General features: G+C 52.7%; 18 protein-coding genes. 14 read left to right on the top strand and 4 right to left on the bottom strand.

Going from position 1 to position 21,185, the window contains the following annotated elements; all coding sequences use genetic code 11:
- The first annotated feature begins 1 nt into the window (after window position 1).
- Both Q4E93_RS33120 and Q4E93_RS33115 read left to right on the top strand, forming a co-directional pair.
- Window positions 2-3,064, top strand: coding sequence for an efflux RND transporter permease subunit (locus tag Q4E93_RS33120; protein WP_303592246.1), 3,063 nt, complete (start codon window positions 2-4; stop codon window positions 3,062-3,064).
- Between the two features lie 133 nt (window positions 3,065-3,197).
- A complete protein-coding gene (locus Q4E93_RS33115; protein WP_303592245.1) occupies window positions 3,198-4,451 on the top strand; it encodes an outer membrane protein assembly factor BamB family protein in 1,254 nt (417 codons plus the stop codon).
- A gap of 28 nt (window positions 4,452-4,479) precedes the next feature.
- On the opposite strand, the gene Q4E93_RS33110 is transcribed toward Q4E93_RS33115, so the two are convergent.
- Entirely contained in the window at window positions 4,480-5,649 is a 1,170-nt protein-coding gene (locus Q4E93_RS33110) for a hypothetical protein (RefSeq protein ID WP_303592244.1), read from the bottom strand.
- 122 nt (window positions 5,650-5,771) lie between these two features.
- Here Q4E93_RS33110 and atpD point away from each other — a divergent pair, with 122 nt between their 5' ends.
- The 4 genes from atpD (at window position 5,772) to Q4E93_RS33090 (ending at window position 9,148) form a co-directional block, all read left to right on the top strand.
- Window positions 5,772-7,271: a F0F1 ATP synthase subunit beta gene (gene atpD / locus Q4E93_RS33105; RefSeq protein ID WP_303592243.1), complete on the top strand. Its 1,500-nt coding sequence runs from the start codon at window positions 5,772-5,774 to the stop codon at window positions 7,269-7,271.
- Window positions 7,272-7,364: 93 nt separating this feature from the next.
- Window positions 7,365-7,628 (top strand): ATP synthase F1 subunit epsilon, encoded by a 264-nt coding sequence (atpC, locus tag Q4E93_RS33100; RefSeq protein WP_303592242.1) that lies wholly within the window; start codon window positions 7,365-7,367, stop codon window positions 7,626-7,628.
- Between the two features lie 231 nt (window positions 7,629-7,859).
- Window positions 7,860-8,498: a DUF4136 domain-containing protein gene (locus Q4E93_RS33095; RefSeq protein ID WP_303592241.1), complete on the top strand. Its 639-nt coding sequence runs from the start codon at window positions 7,860-7,862 to the stop codon at window positions 8,496-8,498.
- Window positions 8,499-8,527: 29 nt separating this feature from the next.
- The gene (locus tag Q4E93_RS33090; protein WP_303592240.1) at window positions 8,528-9,148 is read left to right on the top strand and encodes an outer membrane beta-barrel protein; all 621 of its coding nucleotides are present in this window, start codon (window positions 8,528-8,530) and stop codon (window positions 9,146-9,148) included.
- A 57-nt stretch (window positions 9,149-9,205) separates the two neighbouring features.
- On the opposite strand, the gene Q4E93_RS33085 is transcribed toward Q4E93_RS33090, so the two are convergent.
- Entirely contained in the window at window positions 9,206-9,757 is a 552-nt protein-coding gene (locus tag Q4E93_RS33085; RefSeq protein WP_303592239.1) for a YqgE/AlgH family protein, read from the bottom strand.
- 249 nt (window positions 9,758-10,006) lie between these two features.
- Between Q4E93_RS33085 and Q4E93_RS33080 the strand changes: the two genes are divergently transcribed.
- A complete protein-coding gene (locus Q4E93_RS33080) occupies window positions 10,007-11,365 on the top strand; it encodes a sensor histidine kinase (protein WP_303592238.1) in 1,359 nt (452 codons plus the stop codon).
- Here Q4E93_RS33080 and Q4E93_RS33075 read toward each other — a convergent pair.
- Window positions 11,334-12,671, bottom strand: a complete 1,338-nt coding sequence (locus Q4E93_RS33075) for an S-adenosylmethionine:tRNA ribosyltransferase-isomerase (protein ID WP_303592237.1) — start codon at window positions 12,669-12,671, stop codon at window positions 11,334-11,336. The genes Q4E93_RS33080 and Q4E93_RS33075 overlap by 32 nt on opposite strands.
- 63 nt (window positions 12,672-12,734) lie before the next feature.
- Here Q4E93_RS33075 and Q4E93_RS33070 point away from each other — a divergent pair, with 63 nt between their 5' ends.
- Window positions 12,735-13,526 (top strand): GNAT family N-acetyltransferase, encoded by a 792-nt coding sequence (locus Q4E93_RS33070; RefSeq protein ID WP_303592236.1) that lies wholly within the window; start codon window positions 12,735-12,737, stop codon window positions 13,524-13,526.
- A gap of 90 nt (window positions 13,527-13,616) precedes the next feature.
- On the opposite strand, the gene Q4E93_RS33065 is transcribed toward Q4E93_RS33070, so the two are convergent.
- Entirely contained in the window at window positions 13,617-14,021 is a 405-nt protein-coding gene (locus Q4E93_RS33065; RefSeq protein WP_303592235.1) for a hypothetical protein, read from the bottom strand.
- Between the two features lie 241 nt (window positions 14,022-14,262).
- Here Q4E93_RS33065 and mraZ point away from each other — a divergent pair, with 241 nt between their 5' ends.
- The 6 genes from mraZ (at window position 14,263) to mraY (ending at window position 21,056) form a co-directional block, all read left to right on the top strand.
- Complete coding sequence (gene mraZ, locus Q4E93_RS33060) at window positions 14,263-14,724, top strand: division/cell wall cluster transcriptional repressor MraZ (RefSeq protein WP_303592234.1); 462 nt, start codon at window positions 14,263-14,265, stop codon at window positions 14,722-14,724.
- A gap of 26 nt (window positions 14,725-14,750) precedes the next feature.
- Window positions 14,751-15,641, top strand: a complete 891-nt coding sequence (gene rsmH, locus Q4E93_RS33055) for a 16S rRNA (cytosine(1402)-N(4))-methyltransferase RsmH (protein WP_317505212.1) — start codon at window positions 14,751-14,753, stop codon at window positions 15,639-15,641.
- 1 nt (window position 15,642) lies between these two features.
- Window positions 15,643-16,044, top strand: coding sequence for an FtsL-like putative cell division protein (locus Q4E93_RS33050; RefSeq protein ID WP_303592232.1), 402 nt, complete (start codon window positions 15,643-15,645; stop codon window positions 16,042-16,044).
- 1 nt (window position 16,045) lies between these two features.
- A complete protein-coding gene (locus tag Q4E93_RS33045; RefSeq protein WP_303592231.1) occupies window positions 16,046-18,151 on the top strand; it encodes a penicillin-binding protein in 2,106 nt (701 codons plus the stop codon).
- A gap of 21 nt (window positions 18,152-18,172) precedes the next feature.
- Window positions 18,173-19,639 (top strand): UDP-N-acetylmuramoyl-L-alanyl-D-glutamate--2,6-diaminopimelate ligase, encoded by a 1,467-nt coding sequence (locus Q4E93_RS33040; protein ID WP_303592230.1) that lies wholly within the window; start codon window positions 18,173-18,175, stop codon window positions 19,637-19,639.
- 118 nt (window positions 19,640-19,757) lie between these two features.
- Window positions 19,758-21,056, top strand: a complete 1,299-nt coding sequence (mraY, locus tag Q4E93_RS33035) for a phospho-N-acetylmuramoyl-pentapeptide-transferase (protein WP_303592229.1) — start codon at window positions 19,758-19,760, stop codon at window positions 21,054-21,056.
- Window positions 21,057-21,185 lie beyond the last annotated feature (129 nt).

Below are 21,185 nucleotides of genomic sequence, written 5' to 3'. Positions count from 1 at the left end.
TATGCGAATTACGGATTTTTCAGTTAAGAACTACCAGTTCACCCTCATCGTATTCGTGATGCTGGCAGCCATTGGCGTAAACTCTCTGCTGAACATGCCCCGGGGTGAAGACCCGGACATAAAAGCGCCCCAGTTCTCCGCCATTATTATCTACCCGGGCACCAGTCCCAAGGACATGGAAGAGCTCGTGGTGGATCCCATCGAGAAAAGGATCAATGAAATGGATGATATCAAGCGGATCCGCAGCCAGATAGACGACGGCCTGGCCGTTATCCAGATCGAATTCAAGTACGAAATGGATCCGGATAAGAAATATCAGGACGTGGTCCGTGAGCTGGATGCCATCCGGCCGGACCTCCCCGCGGACATCCAAAGCATCAAAGTGCAGAAGTTCACGCCTTCGGACGTCAATATCCTGCAGGTGGCCCTTGTAAGCGAGTCGACCCCTTATAAGGACATGGAAGAGTGGAGCAAAAAATTGAAGGAGAGGCTGGAGAAGATCAAGACACTTAAGAACGTGGATAACTGGGCTTTTCCAAAGCAGCAGGTCCGCGTGTCCCTGAACCTGGAGAAGCTGGCGCAAAATAAGATCCCGCTGAATGTCCTGCTCCGCGCCATGCAGAGCGAGAACGTAAATATTCCCGGAGGCAGCATCGAGATGGGCGCGCGTAAGTTCAATATAAAGACGAGTGGTGATTATAAGAACGTGGAAGAGATCCGGAATACCATCGTCAGCAGCGTCGGCGGCAGGATCATCTATGTCAGGGACCTGGCGGATGTGGACTTTAATTATGAAGAGCAACAGTACATCGGAAGGCTCAATGGCAAGCCGGCTGTCTTCGTCACGGCCAGCCGGAAGTCGGGTACGAATATCTTTGCCGTGGAGAAGGAGATGGAGCCTGTGCTGGAAAAGTTCCGGAAGGAATTGCCGCCTTCGATCGTGTTTGAGAAAAGCTTTAACAATGCGGAGAGCGTCCATACCCGCCTTGGTCATTTTACGATGGACTTTGTCATAGCCATCTTTTTGGTGCTGCTGACCTTACTTCCGCTGGGTCCCCGTGCCTCTGTCGTGGTGATGATCTCCATTCCGCTGTCCCTGGCGATCGGATTGTTCTTACTGGACCTTTTTCATATCACCATCAATCAGCTGAGCATCGTCGGTATGGTGGTGGCCCTGGGGCTGCTGGTGGACGACAGCATCGTGGTGGTGGAAAATATCGAGCGCTATCTGCGGATGGGTTATGGGAAGAAGGAAGCCGCCATGGCCGCCACGCGGCAGATCGGACTGGCTGTCCTTGGCTGCACGGCGACACTGATCTTTGCCTTTCTGCCCCTGATGTTCCTGCCGGAGGGCGCGGGGGACTTTATCCGCAGCCTTCCGGCAGCGGTGGTCACTACGGTGCTGGCCTCCCTGTTCGTATCGCTTACCATCGTGCCTTTTCTTTCCAGCCGGATCCTCAGCGGGCACGAGCACCCCGATGGCAATTTCTTTTTGCGCGGCCTGAAGAAGTTCATCAACGGATCTTACCGCCGGCTGCTGCATGCCGCGATCGGCCGGCCTGTGCTTACCCTGCTGGTGGCCCTGGCGATCTTTGTGGGATGTCTTTTTTTGGTGCCGGTGGTGGGATTCAGCGTCTTTCCGGCCTCGGAGAAGCCGATGTTCCTGGTGAATATCGAGACGCCGCTGGGCGCCAGCCTGCCGGCGACGGACTCCGTGGCCCGATGGGTCGAGCAGGAGATCAACCATGTACCGGACCTGAAGAACTATGTCACCAATGTGGGCAGGGGCAATCCGCGGATCTATTACAATGTCATACCACAGAACGAGGTGAGCAACTATGCGCAGCTGTTCATCCAGCTGAAGGAGACGCCGCCTGTCAAAAAGAGACAGCTGATCGACATGCTGCGGAAGAAGTTTAAAGACTATCCCGGCGCCCGCATCGAAGTGAAGGACTTCGAGCAAGGACCGCCGATTGAGGCGCCCATTGCCATCCGTCTCTTCTCCGATGACCTGGATACTTTGCGCTCGCTGGCATTTCGGGTGGAAGATCTGCTTAAGCGGACGTCCGGCACCTTGTATGTGAAGAATGAGCTTACGACGTTGAAGACGGATATCAAGGTGAAGGTCAATAAAGACAAGGCCGGCATCCTGGGTGTTCCTGTCAATGAGATCGACCGGACCGTCCGGCTGGCAGTTGCGGGACTTGACATCGGTAAGTTCCGAAAGGAGAATGGAGATGACTATAACATCAATGTCTGTCTGCCCCGGGCGCAGCGGCAGTCGCTGGACGCATTGGATAAAGTGTATGTCAGCGCTTACAACGGCACTTCCATTCCCCTGAGCCAGCTGGCCGACGTCCAGTTCCAGAGCAGCCCTACCAGCATCCACCATTATGATAAGGATAGGTATACTACGGTGACGGCTTTTGTACAGAATGGCTTTAATACGACGCGTGTGACGGATGACGTGCTTGGACAGCTGAATAAGATGGCTTTTCCCAGGGGCGCTTTTTACAAGGCGGCGGGTGAAGTGGAAAGTAAGGAAGAGAGTTTTGGCGGCCTGGGCACGATCATCCTGATCACGGTGTTTGGCATCCTGGGGATCCTTATTTTGGAATTCAAGACCTTCCGGGGTACGCTCATCGTGCTGTCCGTAGTGCCGCTGGGGATCATCGGCGCTGTGCTGGCACTCCTGTTCTCAGGGAATACTTTCTCTTTTGTGGCGGTGATCGGTATCATTGCGCTGGTGGGCATCGAGGTGAAGAATTCCATCCTGCTGGTGGATTATACAGATCAGCTGCGCAAGAATGGAATGGGGCTGGATGAGGCGATCCAGGAGGCAGGAGAGACGCGTTTTGTACCGATCATTCTCACGACCCTGACGGCCATCGGGGGATTGATCCCGCTGGTGGCGGAGAACAATCCGTTGTATTCGCCCCTGGCGTTGGTGATCATCGGCGGGTTGCTCAGCTCGACGGTGCTGACGAGGGTAGTGACGCCTGTGTTGTATAAGCTGCTGGCGCCGCGGGTGGAGGTGGAAGTGGCCGGCGGGGAAAAGCTCTAAAGTCACAAATTGTGATCTTAGAAAATCGCCCCTTCCTCCTGAACCCGGGAAATAGCTATCTGAAGGAGTATTTGGGGCATCCTTAACCATAAAGGATGCCCCTTGTTTTCTGTAACTTCCCTGAAAACTGCCCATGCGCTCTTTTTACCTCCTTTTGCTGTCATCCCTTTGCCTGGCGTTGCCGGGCCAATCCCAGCCCGGGCCGTCGTCAAGGGCACCCGTGGCGCCCACTCCCGCCGGGACGGATGACTTTTCTTCACTGCCTGTGCTGGCGTGGAAATTTTCCGCAAGGCAGCCTTTTTTTGCCTCGCCTGTCATCGATGACGGTAAAGTCTACGTGGGCAACAATGACAGCACGCTGTATTGCCTGGACATCGGCTCCGGTGAGCTGGCATGGAAGTTCGCTACCAGGGGCCCGGTGAGGTCAGGCGTCTGCGTCGGGAAGGATCGGCTGTACCTGATCGGCGGGGACAGCGGTGTTTACTGCCTGAACAAGGCAAACGGCCGGGTGCATTGGATCTTCAGGACGGGGGGCGAGCGGATGTATGATCAATATGATTATTATCAATCCACGCCTGTGATCAGGGGGGATACGCTTTTCTTCGGTTCCGGTGACGGGAATATATACGCGCTGAATAGCAGGAACGGGACGCTTATCTGGAAGTTCAGCACGGGCAATGTGGTTCACGGAAAGCCTGCGTTGTATAATGGGCGTCTGTTCGTAGGATCTTTTGACGGATACACCTATGCGCTGAACACCAGCGATGGGAGCCTGGTATGGAAACTCAAATCACTGGGCCAACGTTTCTTTCCAAAGGGGGAGATGCAGTTCTCTCCTGTGGTTGCGGGCGGTCTTGTGTTCATCGGCAGCAGGGATTTCAACCTGTATGCCATCGACGTAGAAAAGGGCTATTGCCATTGGAACAGGCAGTATCCCCGGGGATGGGCGCCTGTCATTACTGCTACGCATCATGATTCGGCCGTGCTGGTGGGCACTTCGGATGATAAGGTGTTGCTGCTGCTCAGGACGGAGGATGGTAAGGAGATCTGGCGTACGGACGTGAAATTCAATGTCTTCGGGTCCAGCGCTCTGACGGCCGGCATGTGTTATACGGCCACGCTGATGGGAAAGGTATTTGGAATTCACCTGGGAACGGGGGCTATTGCCTGGAGCTTTGCCACGGAAAGCTATCGGGCTAACCGGTTGCAATATTTCAAGGAGAATGATACTTACCGGGACGACATTTTTTCCATCATCCATTCGCAGGAGGAATACCTTGCGTTCCTGAATAAGATTGGTGCGGTGTATAGCTCGCCGGCGGCGGATGGAACGCACATTGTTTTCAGCAGTACAGAAGGGACAGTGTATTGCCTGAAAAAGGTTTGATCTGCCGGATATCCCGGGCTTGACTGCACTATGCCGACAGCATGGGATGCCTTTTGAATTCCTTTCCCCTGTCAAAAAGGTAACGGTAGGTCACGAGCCTCCTGCTTATAAAGGTATCTCCCAGTGTTTTGGCGATATTAACCATTTTGGGGTTGAAATCCCCGATCCATTGCATTTCATAATGGGTATAATTCGTCCCGGGCTGGATCACTTTGGCGGCTTCGGCGATGATGTAGGCATCGACCCCTTTTGCCTGGAACTCGGGGACGGTGGCGAAAACCAGTCCGGTGAAATGGTGGCAGGCGCCGCGGAATTGGAGCCAGAGGAACTGCAGCTTCTGGAAAAGACCGAATTTGCCGTTGAAATGTTTGAAATATTGGTTCAGATCGGGAATATTAATAAAAAAGGCGATGGGCTTATCGTTGTGGTATGCGAACCATACGATCTTCTCGTCCATCAGGGGCTTCATTTTTGAAAAGAGGGCCATCACCTGCTCCTTTCGCATCTCCTTGAGACCCCCATGACCTGCATATGCGCCATTATAAATGGCGACAAAGTCCTCCGCATATTTCTCCAGCCGACCTTTTTCGATCATCCGGGCGCTGTAGGCGGGGTCGGCGGCGATGGCGGCATGTCGCTGTGTGATCTTTGGGCTCACGGGTCTTTTAGGGTCCAGGCCAAAGCATAGCTGGTAAAAGAAGGGTTTAAAACCATAATTTTCAAGCAATTGCGGATAATAGGGAGGATTGAAGTTCATCCCATAGGAGGGTTCGCCGAAGCCCTCAATGACACAACCCCACCATTTGTCCCGCTCGCCAAAATTAATGGGTCCATCCATGGCTTCCATGCCTTTTTGGGTGAGCCAATGCCGGGCTACGTCCAGGAGCATATCCGCTGCCTGCTGATCATTGATGCAGTCGAAAAAGCCCATTCCCCCCACAGGGACGTCATCCCCTTTATTTTTATAGCGTTTGTTCACAAAAGCAGCTATCCGGCCAATAAGGCGACCTTCGTCATCCTTCAGGACCCAGCGGGCGCATTCCCCATGCCGGAAGGCTTTATTCCTGGCGGGGTCGAAAACCTCCCGGATCTCGTCGTCGATGGGGCGGATGTAGCCGGGGACTGTGCGGTTCAGCGTAACGTTCACCTGTATGAAATCCTTTTCGAGCGCGGGGGTATTGACCGATAGTAATTGCATAATTGGAGGGCAAATTTAGCCCTTCGGCCTCAACTTTTCGTGCAGATAAACTTCAAACAGTTTTTTGGACTTTCCCTGCTGGCCCTTACCTTTGCAGCCAAAATTAAAACCCTGTTTAATATATGGCTAGTACCGGTAAGATCAAGCAAATCATCGGCGCTGTAATCGATGTGCAGTTTGAAGGGAAACTCCCCGAAATTTATAATGCCCTGGAACTGAACCGTCCCACCGGCGAAAAATTAGTGCTGGAAGTTCAGCAGCACCTGGGAGAGGACAGCGTACGTTGTATTGCCATGGATGGTACGGAAGGGTTGGTTCGCGGCCTGCCTGTTACGGACACCGGCGCCGCCATCGCTATGCCGATCGGCGAGGGTATCAAGGGTCGTCTGTTCAACGTGACGGGTGATGCCATCGACGGTTTGCCGGCGGTTTCTAAAGTAAATGGCCGTCCGATCCACAGCAAACCCCCTGCCTTCGAGAACCTGAGCACGAGCACGGAAGTATTATTTACGGGTATCAAAGTAATCGACCTGATCGAGCCCTACGCAAAGGGTGGTAAGATCGGTCTGTTCGGTGGTGCGGGTGTAGGTAAGACGGTTCTTATCCAGGAGCTGATCAACAATATCGCTAAAGCATATTCGGGTTTGTCCGTTTTCGCCGGTGTTGGCGAGCGCACCCGTGAAGGGAATGACCTGATGCGTGAAATGATCGAAGCGGGCATCATGAAATATGGCGACGACTTTAAGCACAGCATGGAGCATGGCGGATGGGACCTGAGCAAGGTCAACATGACGGAGCTGGCCGATTCCAAGGCTACCTTCGTGTTCGGACAAATGAACGAACCCCCCGGAGCCCGTGCCCGTGTGGCCCTCAGCGGTCTCACTATCGCGGAATACTACCGTGATGGAGATGGAAAAGGCCAGGGACGCGATATTCTCTTCTTCGTGGACAACATCTTCCGTTTTACGCAGGCAGGTTCCGAAGTATCCGCCCTGTTAGGCCGTATGCCTTCCGCGGTGGGTTATCAGCCGACACTGGCGACGGAAATGGGTCTCATGCAGGAAAGGATCACTTCAACCAAGAATGGTTCCATCACCTCCGTTCAGGCCGTTTATGTACCTGCGGATGACTTGACTGATCCGGCGCCTGCTACCACCTTTGCCCACCTGGATGCCACGACGGTACTTAGCCGTAAGATCGCCGACCTTGGTATCTACCCGGCGGTGGATCCCCTGGATTCCACTTCCCGTATCCTTACGCCATTGATCGTCGGGGATGCGCATTACAACTGCGCCAACAGGGTTAAGCTGATCCTGCAGCGTTATAAAGAGTTACAGGACATCATCGCGATCCTGGGTCTGGATGAATTGAGCGACGAAGATAAGATGACGGTGGCCCGTGCCCGTAAAGTGCAGCGTTTCCTGTCCCAGCCCTTCCATGTGGCTGAACAGTTCACCGGTCTAAAAGGCGTACTGGTTCCCATCGACGAGACCATCCGTGGCTTCAACATGATCATGGACGGTGAAGTGGATGATTATCCTGAAGCGGCTTTCAACCTGGTAGGTAACATCGATGACGCGATCGAAAAAGGTAAGAAGCTGCTGGCTCAGGCACAGGGTTAAGCGACGAAGCTCACAAACGACAAATATTAACTGATGAAACCGAGCATGATAATGCGAGGTTCCATCAGACCAGTTAAAGACAAATATCAGCTGATGAATCTCGAGATATTAACACCCGAAAAAAAGCTGTTCAGCGGCGATGTATATGGCGTACAATTACCCGGCGTGACTGGATTGTTCGAAGTACTGGAGAAGCACGCACCGCTGGTAAGTGCGTTGAAAGCAGGCAGGGTGAAAGTATTGAAGGATAAGAATAATCACCTCGCTTTTTACACGATCCAAAGCGGCTTTGTGGAAGTCATTAATAATAAAGTGACCGTATTAGTGGAAGGTGCGGCGCCCGTGGAGACAAAATAATTTGTACCGTCTTTTCCGGTCCAGAACCCAAAGAAAAAAATGTTAGTTTCTCCCCTTGGTTTTTGCCAGGGGGATTTTTTATGTCCTGTAGCCCGGCTAACCCAACCAATTTAATCAATTTTTAACGTCTGTTAGCCCTCTGTTAAAGCCCCCTTGTTCTTTAAACGAAGGCATTTCATTTGCGTCTAAGTGCTGTAAGAAACTATTACGTAAACTAAATACAGCACCAGTATGAAAAAGACGGGATGGTTAACAGGGGCAGCGTTGCTGACAATCATTGGATTTGGAAGCTGCAAGAAGGACCCGCTGAATAACCTTACTAACGACGAGTCGCGTATCTACATTACGAATTACGACACGACCGCCAATTTCTCCAGCTACAAAACATTCAGTATCACGGATTCCGTGGACGTCATCCAGGACAACCAGCTCACCGGCAGGGAACGCACTGCTTTTGATTCCACTGTCATTGCCGCCGCCAGCAGCAGCCTGCAGCAGCGGGGCTATCACCTGGTGGGAAGAGAGTCCTCACCGGACCTGGCAGTGGCAGTCTCCAGGGTGTATAATACATCGACGGGTGTCTTCAGCTATGGGGACTACTGGGATTACTACGGCGGATACTGGGATCCCTACTACTGGGGTTATGGAGGCTATGGATATTATCCGCCTTACTATGCGGTAGGTGTGTATTCAATTCAGAGCGGAGGGCTGGAGATCGATCTGCTGGACCTTAAGAACGCGGCTGCGCACGGCAATAAGATCACTGCTGTCTGGACGGGGCTGGCAAGAGGCGAGCAGGTATTCCGTGCAGCCAATGCCGCATCCGAGGTGCAGGCCCTTTTCGATCAATCCACCTATCTTAAACATTAATCATCGCAGAAACAGCAAGGAGGTATAAAATGCGTACAATTCTCAAATTTGCGGGCACGGCGGCTATTATCCTGCTCATTTCCTGTCCCGCCCTGCATGCGCAGGACCAGCTGCAGGTGACTGCAGGCTATAATGTCAATATTCCTGCGGGGTCATTCAGGGATTATGTTACCCATCCGGCGTATAAGGGTTTCAATGCCGGTCTGGCCTATCCGATCAATCCACAGTTGAGCGTGGGGTTGAGCTTCGGTTACAATGACTATTACCAGAAATATCCGCGGCAGACTTATGACGACGGAAAAGGCAATACGGTCTCGGCGGTAGTAAGTAATTCCGTGCAGCAGATACCTGTGTTGCTGACGGCCAACTATACGCTGGTGAAAAAAGGATTTATCCGTCCTTATGTAGGGGCCGGGGCGGGGGTGAATTTTGTAACGTTTGACCAGTACCTGGGCGAATTCGACGACCCGCATTCCACGGCCAAATGGGCGTTGAAAGGAGAAGCTGGCTTCTATATCCCGTTGAGCACCTACTCATCGACGGCGATCAAGATCGGCGGTAGTTATAACTATATGCCGTATAACAGGGATGGGGTAAAGAACCTGGATACGTGGGGGATCGAGGCGGGGATAAGATTTCCGATCCACTAAGGATATTTGTTGATCCATACTCTTTCGGCCCCCGGGGATCCGGGGGCTTTTTCCTGTCTAGTTAAGCTGTGGATCGATGGGGAAGTTGATCATGATCTCATAGTCCCCGCCGAGATGGCGTAGCGCATCCTTCCATATTTCGTCCGGCTTTTTATGGAAGACCAGCTTACGACTGGCCTGTACCGTAAGCCAGGATTTTTCTTTCAGCTCATCGGCCAGCTGGCCGCTGCCCCAGCCGGAATACCCGATGTAGAAGCGGATCCTGGCGACATCTATCTCTCCCGCCCGGATCAGATCGATGGCCGTCTCGAAGCTGCCGCCCCAGAATACGCCGTCGATGATCTCATAGCCTCCACTGATCTTGTCAGGGTACTGGTGCAGAAAATGGATGGTATCCATCTGTACGGGTCCTCCCAGGTAAACGGGAAGCTTCAGGTCGTCCAGACCGCTGACCAGCTCATTCAGGGTGTAATCATAATTCTTGTTCAAAACGAATCCAAAGCTTCCCTCGTCCTGGTGTTCGCAAAGGAACACAACGGTCCTCATGAAGTTGGGATCTTTGAGAAAGGGATCTGCGATCAACAATATGCCAGGTGCCGGGCTCTCCATATAATCTAAATTAAGTAAATCTGGGACATAACAAAATGCGATTATCCTCAGATGGGTGAACCCCGGGATGTCGCCGGGTAATGGATGGAAGGGGCTTCCGGAGGCTGGGGGAGGCGGATTTTAGCCCGAAATCCCTTTTCTTTGTGAAACCTTCGTTAAATACCCGCTCCGGCATGGCCCGGAAGTGGGTAGCCCTTTGACCTTTAGATAACTTTACAGTTGTTAGTTTTTGCACCAAAATAATATGGATTGAAAAAAATTTTTCCTGTCATTATTATCCTGATCACCCTATCCCTTATCGGCATTATCTATATCCAGATCAACTGGATAGTGACGATGGTGGAAAGCAGGCAGTCGTTGCTAAAACACAGGCTTATCCTGGCCATGAACGATGTCGGGCATCAGCTGGTGGAGCAGCGGGGTTCGTCCTCCAGTCTCAAGTCCCTGCGGCTGCGGCCTGGGCTCACCTGGAGTCCTTCCGATCAGTTCATGAGGGAGCTCATGCGTCCTCCCACCATTGCTGAGAAGTTCTCACAGGAAGATATCAATGACAAATTGCGAAAATCCCTCAATGTCCAGGGATTAAAGGATACCAAGTTTGAATTTTCCATCTCTGCGGACCTGGGCGCCAGCCGTTTCTCCTTTCGTCCCCCTGATATCCGGAGCCCGAACTTCCTGAAGGAGCTGGAAGATACGGTGAATAATTTTGCGGCGTATTACCCGCTGCAGGCCCCGGAAAACCTGGGCGCGGCCGGTGTGTTGCCGGACGAGCTGCTGGTGGTGGTCATCCCGGATTTCCGGAACATCGTGTTAAAGCAAATGCGGCTGATGATCGGGGGCGCCATTTTCTTTACATTGGTGATCATAGCGGCTTTTTATGTGACGGTGAATGCCCTGCTGCGGCAAAAGAAGCTCAGCGAGATCAAGAACGACTTTATCAACAACATGACACATGAGTTCAAAACCCCGCTGGCTACCATCTCCCTGGCCGTCGATGCGCTGAAGAACGAGAAAGTGATCCAGGACAGGCAGAAATCGGAGTATTTCACGGGTATCATCAAAGAGGAGAACCGTCGCATGAACAAGCAGGTGGAGACGATCCTGCAGGCTTCCCTGCTCGACAGGCAGGAACAGCAGCTAAACCTGGTGCCTATCCACGCTCATACCATCATACAGGAGGCCATGGAAAATTTCCAGCTGCAGCTGGACGGGAAGGGCGGAAGATCGGAAGTGCAGCTGAACGCGAAGAACGATCTGATCGATGCCGATGAGGTGCATTTTACGAACCTGATATCGAACCTCATCGACAATGCCATAAAATATTCGAAGGAAAATCTTCTTATCCGCATCACCACGCACAGCACTTCCAAAAGCCTGATCATTCGCATCGAAGACAATGGCATAGGGATGAGTAAAGAGACACAGCGACGCATTTTCGAGAAATTCTACCGGGCACATACAGGCAATCTTCATAATGTGAAAGGCTTCGGCCTGGGGCTCAGCTATGTCAAGACCATCGTGGAAGCCCATCGGGGAAAGATCAAAGTGGATAGCGTGGTAGGCAAGGGTACGACGTTCACGCTGGATTTTCCGTTGAAGGCGGATTGATCCCGAGGGGCAGCAGCAGGCATCCATCTCCATAGCTGAGAAAGCGGAAGTCATGTCCCAACGCGTAATCGTATACTTTTCTCCAATCCTCCCCGATGAGGGAGGCGACCAGCAATAATAAGGTGGATTCGGGCTGATGGAAATTGGTGATAAGCCCCCCTGCGATCCTCCACCGGTAGCCCGGTGTGATCAATAGCTGCGTCCGGGTGATCAGCTGTGAAAGCTGGTGTTCCCGCATCCATTCCAATAAGGCCGTCAACGCTGTCTTCGCATCAGTCTCCGGAGCGGAGGGGTCATAGGCGTCCCATTGCTCCACGACGAGATTTTCAGGTGACAAGGCGGGATGCCGTATCGTTTTTACGCCCAGCCAATACAGGCTTTCGACGGTGCGCGCCGAGGTGGTGCCGACGGGTATTGTCGGATGGTGGAGGTTTTCAAGTAATACCCGGATCGTCTCTTTTGTCACGGCAATCCACTCCACGTGCATGGTATGGTCGGACAGGGTGGGTGCTTTCACCGGGAGGAAGGTGCCTGCTCCAACATGCAGTGTGACAAATGTCTGCCGGATATCTTTGGCGGCCAGGGTTTCGAAAACATGCTCCGTGAAATGCAGCCCGGCGGTGGGCGCTGCTACGGACCCGTCATGTTGTGCATAGATGGTTTGATATCTTTCGGCATCGGTGGACTCGGGCGCCCGGCGGATATAGGGGGGGAGGGGGATCAGCCCTGCCCGGTGCAGCAGCTCTGAAAAGCTGAGGTCCGCGGGCTGCCAGGAAAATTCTATCAGGAAGGCGTCGTCCTGCTTACCGACATAGCGGGCCTCCAGAACAATCTCCTCGCTCACAGCTCGCAGCTCACCGCTTGCAGCTGGCGTCTCCCCGCCTGTATCTCGCAGCTCGCCGCTTGTAGCTTGCAGCTTGTAGCTTGCAGCTTTCCTCAGCACCTGCCCTGCCTTCCATTTGGAAGCGCCTCCGATGAGGCATTTCCACCGTACTTTGCCCGTCTGCGCCATGGCTGCCGCAATGCCGCCATATTCCGCCGGCGGCTCCAGGCAGAATAATTCGATCTGTCCTCCTGTGGGCTTGCGGAACAAAATTCTTGCTTCCACTACTTTGGTATTATTAAACACCAGCAGCGAGCCGGAGGGGAGATATTCCACAATATGGCGATAAATATCCTCACTGATATTCCCTTCTTTGTATATCAACAGTTTGCTGGCGTCTCTTTCGGCCAGCGGATAATGGGCGATCAATTCCGCCGGAAGGGCGTAGGTGTAGTCGGCAATGGAGATGTTTCTGGGATCCATGGGCTGAGGCGGCTAACTGCCGCCGGAGTTATCTGGCAAAATTATTGAACTTTTGGTATACCTATGCCTATCACCCAGCTTCCCACCCCCGATCATGCTACAAGCCGGCAATTGGAACAGGCTGCCGCATCCAATCACACAGAGCTGTTTTGTCAGAATGCCCTGGCGCGGGGTGGAGAGGTGGCGCACCGGGACGGGATGACCTATACCTATGACGGGCCGGAATATCAGTCGATGATCGCGTTCCCTTCACTTGACCCAGGTTCGGCCGATCACCAGCTGGACGAGATGATGGCCTGGTACGCTTCCCGCCCTAATAAGGGCATCGGGTGCTGGAGCCTGGACCCGCCAGTGCCCATGGATCTGGGCGACAGGCTGAAGGCAAGGGGTTTTCAGGATGGCTGGCGCCCCTGCTGGATGGCGCTGGGCCTGGGAGCGATGCGCGAGGATCATGCCTATCCCAGCCGACTGCAGATCGTCATGGATAATGAAATGTCATTGGAATCAGTGAAGGGCCTGCCTTACGTGGGCCGCGACGGGGCCGTTTCCGCAGCCATGCTGCGTTATCATCCGGACAGGGTGCGGCGGTTCGTGGCTTTATTAAAAGGGAAGATCGTGGGGCATAGCGCCGTGTTCTTCTCCACGGGAACATACGGAGCCGCGGGCGTTTATAATGTGGCGGTGATACCTTCAGCAAGGCGACAAGGGATTGGTAAAGCGCTGGTGGCGGCCGCTTGCCTCCTGGGGAAAGAGAAGGGGCACCTGTACGCCGTACTGAACGCCACCGGCCGGCAAATGTATGAGCAGATGGGGTTTCAGTATGTGGGCGAAGGGTTCACGTGGTGGCGGTTTTGAGCGGCAAGCTTCAAGCTGCAAGCTGCAAGCGAAGGATTTATTAGGTCCTGCTCATAGCTTGTAGCTTGCAGCTTGTAGCTTATTTTGGTGCTACCGCCTTTTCAGAGGCACCACCAGCTTCAGGCCGCTCCATTGCTCACTCACCGCGCAGACCTTGATGTCGACCAGGCCATTTTTCAGCGCATACTCCCGGATCAGATCCTCTGTGAGATCCGTAACGATGCCGGAGCTTTTTTTATACCAGGATACCCAGATGACGATGGCTGGGTTCTTATTCCAGGCGATCTTCAACGACTTCATTTCTCTCTCAAAATCCTTCCGGGAGGGGGCAAACAGGTGCACCCAATCAGGGATCTCTTTCGAAGCGCAAAGCTGGGAAGAGACGTCAGCATTCAGCCATTGGAAATAATCGTCCGGAGGGTTTATCAGCCTTAATTTCAGCCCTTCTTTCAACCCCAGTTTCTTCAATAGGGGAGTGCCGGAATAACCTGCCATAATAAATGATCGATTGGTATTATTAACATTGAAGACGCGCTTATCAACAGGTTATCCACCGGAATTCACACTCATTGCACATGCCGGATGGCCCCGGAAACCTTCAAACCATTCCTCAACGTCTCTGCATCAAGGTAATACACTACTGTGGAAAAATTAAATTTTTCAAATTCCTACATCCTGGTGGGAAAAAGTGTTATTTTGTGTTAGTTTTAGTATAATTTGATTCAATCCTTCATAAATGGTTGGTTTTCTGGGCGAATACGAAGCTACGCTAGACTCAAAAGGTCGCTTCTTGCTCCCGGTCGGCTTCAAAAAGCAGATGCCGGAAGAAGGGGCCGCGCAGTTCGTGGTGAACAGAGGGTTTGAAAAATGTCTAAGCCTCTATCCCATGAAAAGCTGGGAACCCATATTCGCCAGGATAAGCCAACTAAATGATTTTGACCCCGAAGTTCGGCAATTCAGGAGATATTTCCTGAATGGCGCCACGATGGCTGAACTGGATTCCGCGGGAAGGTTGCTGATCCCGCAAAACCTGAAAGAGCATGCCGGCCTCGAGAAAGACATTGTGCTGGTGGCTGCCGTTGACAAAATTGAGATCTGGGATAAAAGTAAGTACCAACAGTTCTTTGAATCTTTTTCACCGGAAGCATTCAGCAGCCTGGCTAAGCAGGTGATGAACCCGGGAGGGCTCTCGCAGTGATGAGTCCGGAGCACAACAGCTACCATGTGCCCGTACTTTACCACGAGGCGCTGGACGGACTGGAGATTCGGCCGGAAGGCATTTATGTCGACTGTACGTTCGGTGGTGGCGGTCATTCCAGGGGTATCCTGGAGAGATTGGGTCCGCAAGGCAAATTGTATGCTTTTGACCAGGACAATGATGCCCGGCAAAACCTGCCCAACGACGCCCGGATCACCTTCCTGCCCCATAATTTCCGTCATCTCGCCCGGATGCTCCGTCTGCACAATGTCACACAGGTCCACGGGATACTGGCCGACCTGGGCGTCAGCAGTCACCAGTTCGACCAGCCTGAGCGTGGTTTTTCCACCCGGTATACGGGCGACCTGGATATGCGGATGGACCAACGGCAGGCGCTGACCGCCGCTGAGATCGTCAATACGTATTCCGAGCAGCAGCTGCATAAGCTCTTCGAACAATACGGGGAGGTCACCAATGCAAAAACGCTTGCCCGGACCATCGTAGACCTGCGACGGTCCGTGCCGCTGAAGACCATTGCGAATTTCAAGACCGCTCTCAACAGCGTGGTGAAAGGGAATCCCAATAAATACTTTGCCCAGGTGTTTCAGGCCTTACGTATCGAGGTCAACGATGAATTGGGAGCACTAAAAGAATTGCTGCAGCAAATGCCCGCCCTGCTTCTGCCCGGGGGCCGCGCAGCTGTGATCACCTTCCATTCGCTGGAAGATCGCATCGTGAAGAATTTCTTTAAGAGAGGTTCATTCGAGGATGAGGATCTTTCCGACCCTTATGGGCAAACAAAGGCAGCCCCCCTCCTGAAAGTCATTACCCGCAAGCCGATTGTACCCGGTGACAAAGAATTAAAGCAAAATCCAAGGGCCCGCAGCGCAAAATTACGCGTTGCTGAACGCTTATAAAATGAAAGAGAAAGATCAACATATCCCGGTGGAGCATGATGCCGAACCCGAAGAGGTCCATGCAGCGGCGAAAGCTTCTGCCAGAGCCGCGGCGAAGCAACGCTGGAAGCCGAAATTGAGCTATCGCTGGATCATGAAGAACATCACTTTCTTCCTTTTCCTGGCGGCGCTTGCGGTGGTCTATATCTACAATGGCCATTATGCTGACAAGATCGTCCGGGATATCAACCGGACCAACAAAGAGCTGAAAGAATTACAGTACGAATATAAAACCTTGAAAAGCGAAGTGATGTTCCGCAGCAAACAAAGCGAACTTGCCAAAGCCGTCGAACCTTTCGGTCTGAAAGAGCTGACACTGCCGCCAGTCGTTTTGATTGACTCGACTACCACCGCCAGCAACTGAGATGGAGGTCAAACGCGACATATTGTGGAGAGTATATTTATGCTTCATCGGCATCACGGCGCTTTGCCTGGTGGTGTTGGGTAAGGCATTCTATATCCAGCGCGTTCAGGGTGCCTACTGGAGAAGCCTCAGCGACAGCCTGCACCAGAAATTTATCGAGCTGGACGCGGAAAGAGGGACTGTCTACAGCGAGGACAGCAGCATGCTGAGCACGTCCATTCCCAGTTTCAATATCTATATTGATTTTGGCGCGGATGGTCTCCGGGAAAAGAACGGCAAGCGATTTACCGAGAACCTGGACTCGCTGTCCCTTTGTCTTGCCGGGCTGTTTGGAGATCAGTCGTCACAGGCGTATAAAAAGGACCTGCAGCGTGGCTATCGCACGAAGGACCGATATTACCTGCTGCATTCCAATCTCAGCTTTGACCAGTATAAAAAGCTAAGAAGCTTCCCGCTGGTCCGTCAGGGAAGGAATAAAAGTGGCTTTATCGCGGAAGTGAATAATAAAAGATTGAATCCGTTCGGTTTGCTGGCCAATCGTACCATTGGCCTGGCAAGGGCGAATGCCCAGAACGTGGGATTGGAGCGTACCTATGATACGCTGTTGAAAGGACAGGTGGGCAAACGGCTGGTCCGCTATATTGCCGGGGGCACTTATATTCCTGTTGAAGGATATGAGATCGAGTCGGAGAACGGGAAGGACATCGTCACGACACTGGACGTGAATATCCAGGATATCGCTGAAAATGCGCTGCTGAAAGGAATGTTGGACAATGAGGCGGAGCATGGCACCTGCATCGTGATGGAAGTCGGCACGGGTAAGGTGAAGGCCATCGCCAACCTGGGCCGCCAATCCGACGGTACGTACTGGGAAGACCTCAACTATGCTATCCGCGCTACGGAACCCGGCTCTACTTTCAAGCTGGCTACCATGCTGACATTGCTGGAGGATCATAAGATCAGGCTGTCGGATAATATCGACCTGGAGGGAGGCGTCTGGAAAGTGGCAAGGCGCACGGTGTATGATTCGGAGCCGCATGAGAACAAGACATTCACTGTCAAGCAGGCTTTTGAGATCAGCTCCAATGTGGGCATGGCCAAGCTGGCCTGGGCAAATTATGCGGGTAACCCGAATGCATTTGTCGATCATCTGAAGAAATTAAAGTTCAACCAGCTGACGGGTATCGACCTGGTGGGAGAGACCACTCCTATTATAAAAACCCCGAAGTCTCGTACCTGGAGCGCTACCACCTTACCCTGGATGGCTTTTGGGTATGAAGTGCTGGTAAGCCCTCTGCAAACGTTGACCCTTTACAACGCGGTGGCGAACAACGGCCGGATGATGAAACCCTACCTGGTCAGCGCTATCCAGGAAGCAGGCATCACTGTCAGGGAAAATTCCCCGGAGACGATGATCGAAAAGATCTGCAGCGATGCCACGCTGGCGCAACTGAAAGAGTGTCTGAACGGGGTAGTTACAGAGGGTACCGGCAAAGACCTGTTCAAGGGCTCTTTTTACAAAGTGGCGGGAAAGACGGGAACGGCGCTGGTAGCGAATGGCAATCGTGGCTATGCGGACCATATTTACCAATCCTCCTTTGCGGGCTATTTCCCTGCCGACCATCCGAAATATTCCTGCATCGTGGTGATCAAGAATAAACCCTTTGCGAAAAAATATTATGGCGCCGCAGTTGCGGGGCCTGTCTTTAAAGAATTAGCCGACAAGCTGATGAGTTCCGAATCCGGCCCTATGGAAGCGACAATTCATCCGATGACCAGGGACAGCGCTCAATTTTTGTACGCAGGTTCCACCCACGACATGCAGCAGGTGATCCATACGCTGGGGGTGGGATACACGGACTCTGCGGGCAAGAATGAATGGAGCCGTCTCTATGCCGCCAACTATCAACCCGTACTGAATAAGGAGGTGATCACACGGCAAACCATGCCGGATGTGAAAGGCATGGGTCTGAAAGACGCCCTTTTTTTACTGGAGAGCATGGAACTCAAAGTGGCGGCTAAAGGGAGGGGAAAGGTCAGGGTGCAGAGCATCCAGCCCGGATCAGCCCTTAGGAAGAACGAGCCGGTAACGATACAATTAGACTAATATTAGAACATCGCATAAGCAATGGCGAATCTGCAGGACATATTATATAAGGTAAGCATCCGCCAGGTCCATGGGGGCCTGGCCAGGGAGGTACATGACGTGCAGATCGACTCCAGGAAAGTGGGGCCGGGTTCGTTGTTCATTGCGCAAAAGGGTACGCATACGGACAGCCACCAGTACATTCCACAGGTGACGGCAGCGGGCGCCGCGGTAGTGATCTGCGAGGAGCTCCCCGCTTTGCTGGCGGATGATGTGACTTATGTGCAAGTGGAGAACAGCGCCGCGGCCGCCGGCCATATCGCCCATAATTTTTTCGGCCATCCTTCTGAAAGGCTGCGGCTGGTGGGCGTGACGGGCACCAACGGCAAGACGACCATCGCGACCTTATTATACAAGCTGTTCACAGCCCTGGGATATAAATGCGGTCTGCTGAGCACGGTGCAAAATCACATTGGCGACCGGATCGTGGAGGCCACGCACACCACTCCTGATCCCATCCAGCTGAACAGCCTGCTGAAAAATATGGTGGAAGAGGGATGTACGTATGCGTTCATGGAGACCAGCAGCCATGCCATCCATCAGCAGCGGATAGCGGGCCTCCATTATGCGGGTGGAGTATTCAGCAACATCACGCATGACCACCTGGATTATCATAAGACCTTTGACGAGTATATCCGGGTGAAAAAGTCGTTCTTCGACTCCCTGCCCTCCAGCAGCTTTGCCATCAGCAATGCTGACGACAAGCGGGGCGCGGTGATGCTGCAGAACACGAATGCAAAAAAGTATTTCTATAGCCTTAAGACCGTTGCTGACTTTAAAGGAAAAATACTGGAGAACAACCTCACCGGCCTGGTCATGACCGTCAATGACCAGGAGGTACATTTCCGGCTGATCGGCGAGTTCAATGCTTACAACCTGCTGGCTGTTTATGGCGCGGCCATCTGCCTGGGCGAAGAGAAGGCGGAGATCCTCCGGTGTCTCAGCGTGCTTAGCGGCGCTGAAGGGAGATTTGATTATATCATATCTCCGAACGAACGGATCGTCGGCGTGGTAGACTATGCCCATACGCCCGATGCCCTTATCAATGTGCTGGCCACGATACAGAAGCTTCGCAAGGGCCACGAGCAGATCATTACGGTGGTAGGCTGCGGGGGCGACAGGGACAAGACGAAGCGGCCGCTGATGGCTGCCGCTGCCTGTGAGTATAGCGATAAGGCCATCTTCACTTCGGACAATCCCAGGAGCGAAGACCCCGAGCAGATACTACTGGACATGGAGGAGGGGCTGAATACGGCGGCAAAGAGAAAGTATAGCAAGATAGCGGACAGGAAAGAGGCGATCAGGATGGCTATCAACCTGGCCAGGCCGGAGGACATCGTGCTCATTGCAGGGAAAGGCCATGAGAAGTACCAGGAGATCAAGGGAGTGAAATATCCTTTTGACGACAAGCAAATTTTGCTGGAGATGTTCGACTTGCTGCGCAAGTAGCTGCGAGCTACAAGCTGCAAGCCACAAGTCAGGTTTTGAAAGGAGAGAGAAGAAATTGATTAACTAAATAAAAAAAGTTGCACGGTCAGCCACAAGCTTGCGGCTTGTAGCTTGAAGCTTGCAGCTCAATAAAGAGATGCTGTATCACTTGTTCGAATGGCTAAAGAATGCCGGTATCAAGGTGCCGGGGAGCGCCCTGTTCCAGTTCATCACGTTCCGGGTGCTGCTGGCCGTCCTGTTCTCGCTGATCATCAGCATGATCTTCGGGAAGCGGCTCATCAACTACCTGCTTAAGAAGCAGGTGGGCGAGACCGTGCGCGACCTGGGACTGGAAGGACAGCAGAAGAAGGCGGGTACGCCTACCATGGGTGGCTTTATCATTATCCTGGCGATCCTGGTGCCTACCCTGCTGCTGGCTGATCTGAATAAAGCTTATATACGGCTGATGCTTTTCAGCACGGTGTGGCTGGGGTTGATCGGCTTCATTGACGACTATTTAAAGCTAAGGGCCAAACGCATTGCAAAAGAACAGGGCATTCCCTATAAAAAAGGAGATAAGGATGGTCTGGCGGGTTGGTTCAAGATCCTGGGGCAGGTGGTATTGGGTATCGTGGTAGGCGCTACGCTATACTTCAATACCAATACGACGGTGTATCGGGAGTATGTAGGGCAGACGCTGCCGGCAGACACTACGGGATTCAAGGTCGTGCAATTGGGAAAAGAGAAGAAGATCTTCGTACCGGCAAAAGAGCCGATCACCTCTATCCCTTTTGTAAAGAACCATGAGTTCAATTATTCCAAGCTGCTACCGCAGGCTTTGAGAGGATTTACATGGGTACTGTATATCGTTGTCGTCATCTTCATCGTGACGGCGGTGTCGAATGGGGCCAACCTTACGGACGGGCTGGACGGACTGGCGACGGGAACCAGCGCCATCATCGGCGGCTGCCTGGGCATCTTCGCTTATGCCAGCGGCAATATCCGGTTTGCGGAATACCTGAATATCATGTATATCCCCAACCTGGGCGAGCTGTCCATCTTTATCGGGGCCCTGATCGGCGCCTGTATCGGATTTCTCTGGTACAATGCTTTCCCGGCGCAGGTCTTCATGGGCGATACGGGCAGCCTTACCCTGGGTGGGATCATTGCCGCCCTTGCCATCATCGTCAGGAAGGAATGGCTGATCCCTATCTTCTGCGCCGTATTCCTGGTGGAGGTCCTCAGCGTCAGCATCCAGGTGACCTATTTTAAATATACGAAGAAGAAATTCGGCGAAGGGAAGAGGGTCTTTTTAATGAGCCCGCTGCACCATCACTACCAGAAGCTTGGATATCATGAAAGCAAGATCGTGACAAGATTCTGGATCGTAACGATACTGTGCGTGGCATTTGCCATAGCTACTTTGAAGATCAGATAACTTAGTATGAAAAACCGATCCCTGGAACCATCTTAAAGAATGGGACCCGATGTTAACCGAATGAAGAACGAAGAAATTGTGGTGCAGTAAACGTCTATACTCTTGAAGAACCAACAAATCCGTACTGAC

This window comes from Flavitalea plasmicola (assembly GCF_030546645.1).
Classification (GTDB): Bacteria; Bacteroidota; Bacteroidia; order Chitinophagales; family Chitinophagaceae; genus Puia.
This window is presented reverse-complemented; position numbering and strand designations above follow the sequence as displayed.

Bases quoted from the DNA above. Each gene is read 5' to 3' on its own strand.
- Q4E93_RS33120 (WP_303592246.1), top strand. From the start codon at position 2: ATGCGAATTACGGATTTTTCAGTTAAGAACTACCAGTTCACCCTCATC.
- Q4E93_RS33115 (WP_303592245.1), top strand. From the start codon at position 3,198: ATGCGCTCTTTTTACCTCCTTTTGCTGTCATCCCTTTGCCTGGCGTTG.
- Q4E93_RS33110 (WP_303592244.1), bottom strand. From the start codon at position 5,649: ATGCAATTACTATCGGTCAATACCCCCGCGCTCGAAAAGGATTTCATA.
- atpD (WP_303592243.1), top strand. From the start codon at position 5,772: ATGGCTAGTACCGGTAAGATCAAGCAAATCATCGGCGCTGTAATCGAT.
- atpC (WP_303592242.1), top strand. From the start codon at position 7,365: ATGAATCTCGAGATATTAACACCCGAAAAAAAGCTGTTCAGCGGCGAT.
- Q4E93_RS33095 (WP_303592241.1), top strand. From the start codon at position 7,860: ATGAAAAAGACGGGATGGTTAACAGGGGCAGCGTTGCTGACAATCATT.
- Q4E93_RS33090 (WP_303592240.1), top strand. From the start codon at position 8,528: ATGCGTACAATTCTCAAATTTGCGGGCACGGCGGCTATTATCCTGCTC.
- Q4E93_RS33085 (WP_303592239.1), bottom strand. From the start codon at position 9,757: ATGGAGAGCCCGGCACCTGGCATATTGTTGATCGCAGATCCCTTTCTC.
- Q4E93_RS33075 (WP_303592237.1), bottom strand. From the start codon at position 12,671: ATGGATCCCAGAAACATCTCCATTGCCGACTACACCTACGCCCTTCCG.
- Q4E93_RS33070 (WP_303592236.1), top strand. From the start codon at position 12,735: ATGCCTATCACCCAGCTTCCCACCCCCGATCATGCTACAAGCCGGCAA.
- Q4E93_RS33065 (WP_303592235.1), bottom strand. From the start codon at position 14,021: ATGGCAGGTTATTCCGGCACTCCCCTATTGAAGAAACTGGGGTTGAAA.
- mraZ (WP_303592234.1), top strand. From the start codon at position 14,263: ATGGTTGGTTTTCTGGGCGAATACGAAGCTACGCTAGACTCAAAAGGT.
- Q4E93_RS33050 (WP_303592232.1), top strand. From the start codon at position 15,643: ATGAAAGAGAAAGATCAACATATCCCGGTGGAGCATGATGCCGAACCC.
- Q4E93_RS33045 (WP_303592231.1), top strand. From the start codon at position 16,046: ATGGAGGTCAAACGCGACATATTGTGGAGAGTATATTTATGCTTCATC.
- Q4E93_RS33040 (WP_303592230.1), top strand. From the start codon at position 18,173: ATGGCGAATCTGCAGGACATATTATATAAGGTAAGCATCCGCCAGGTC.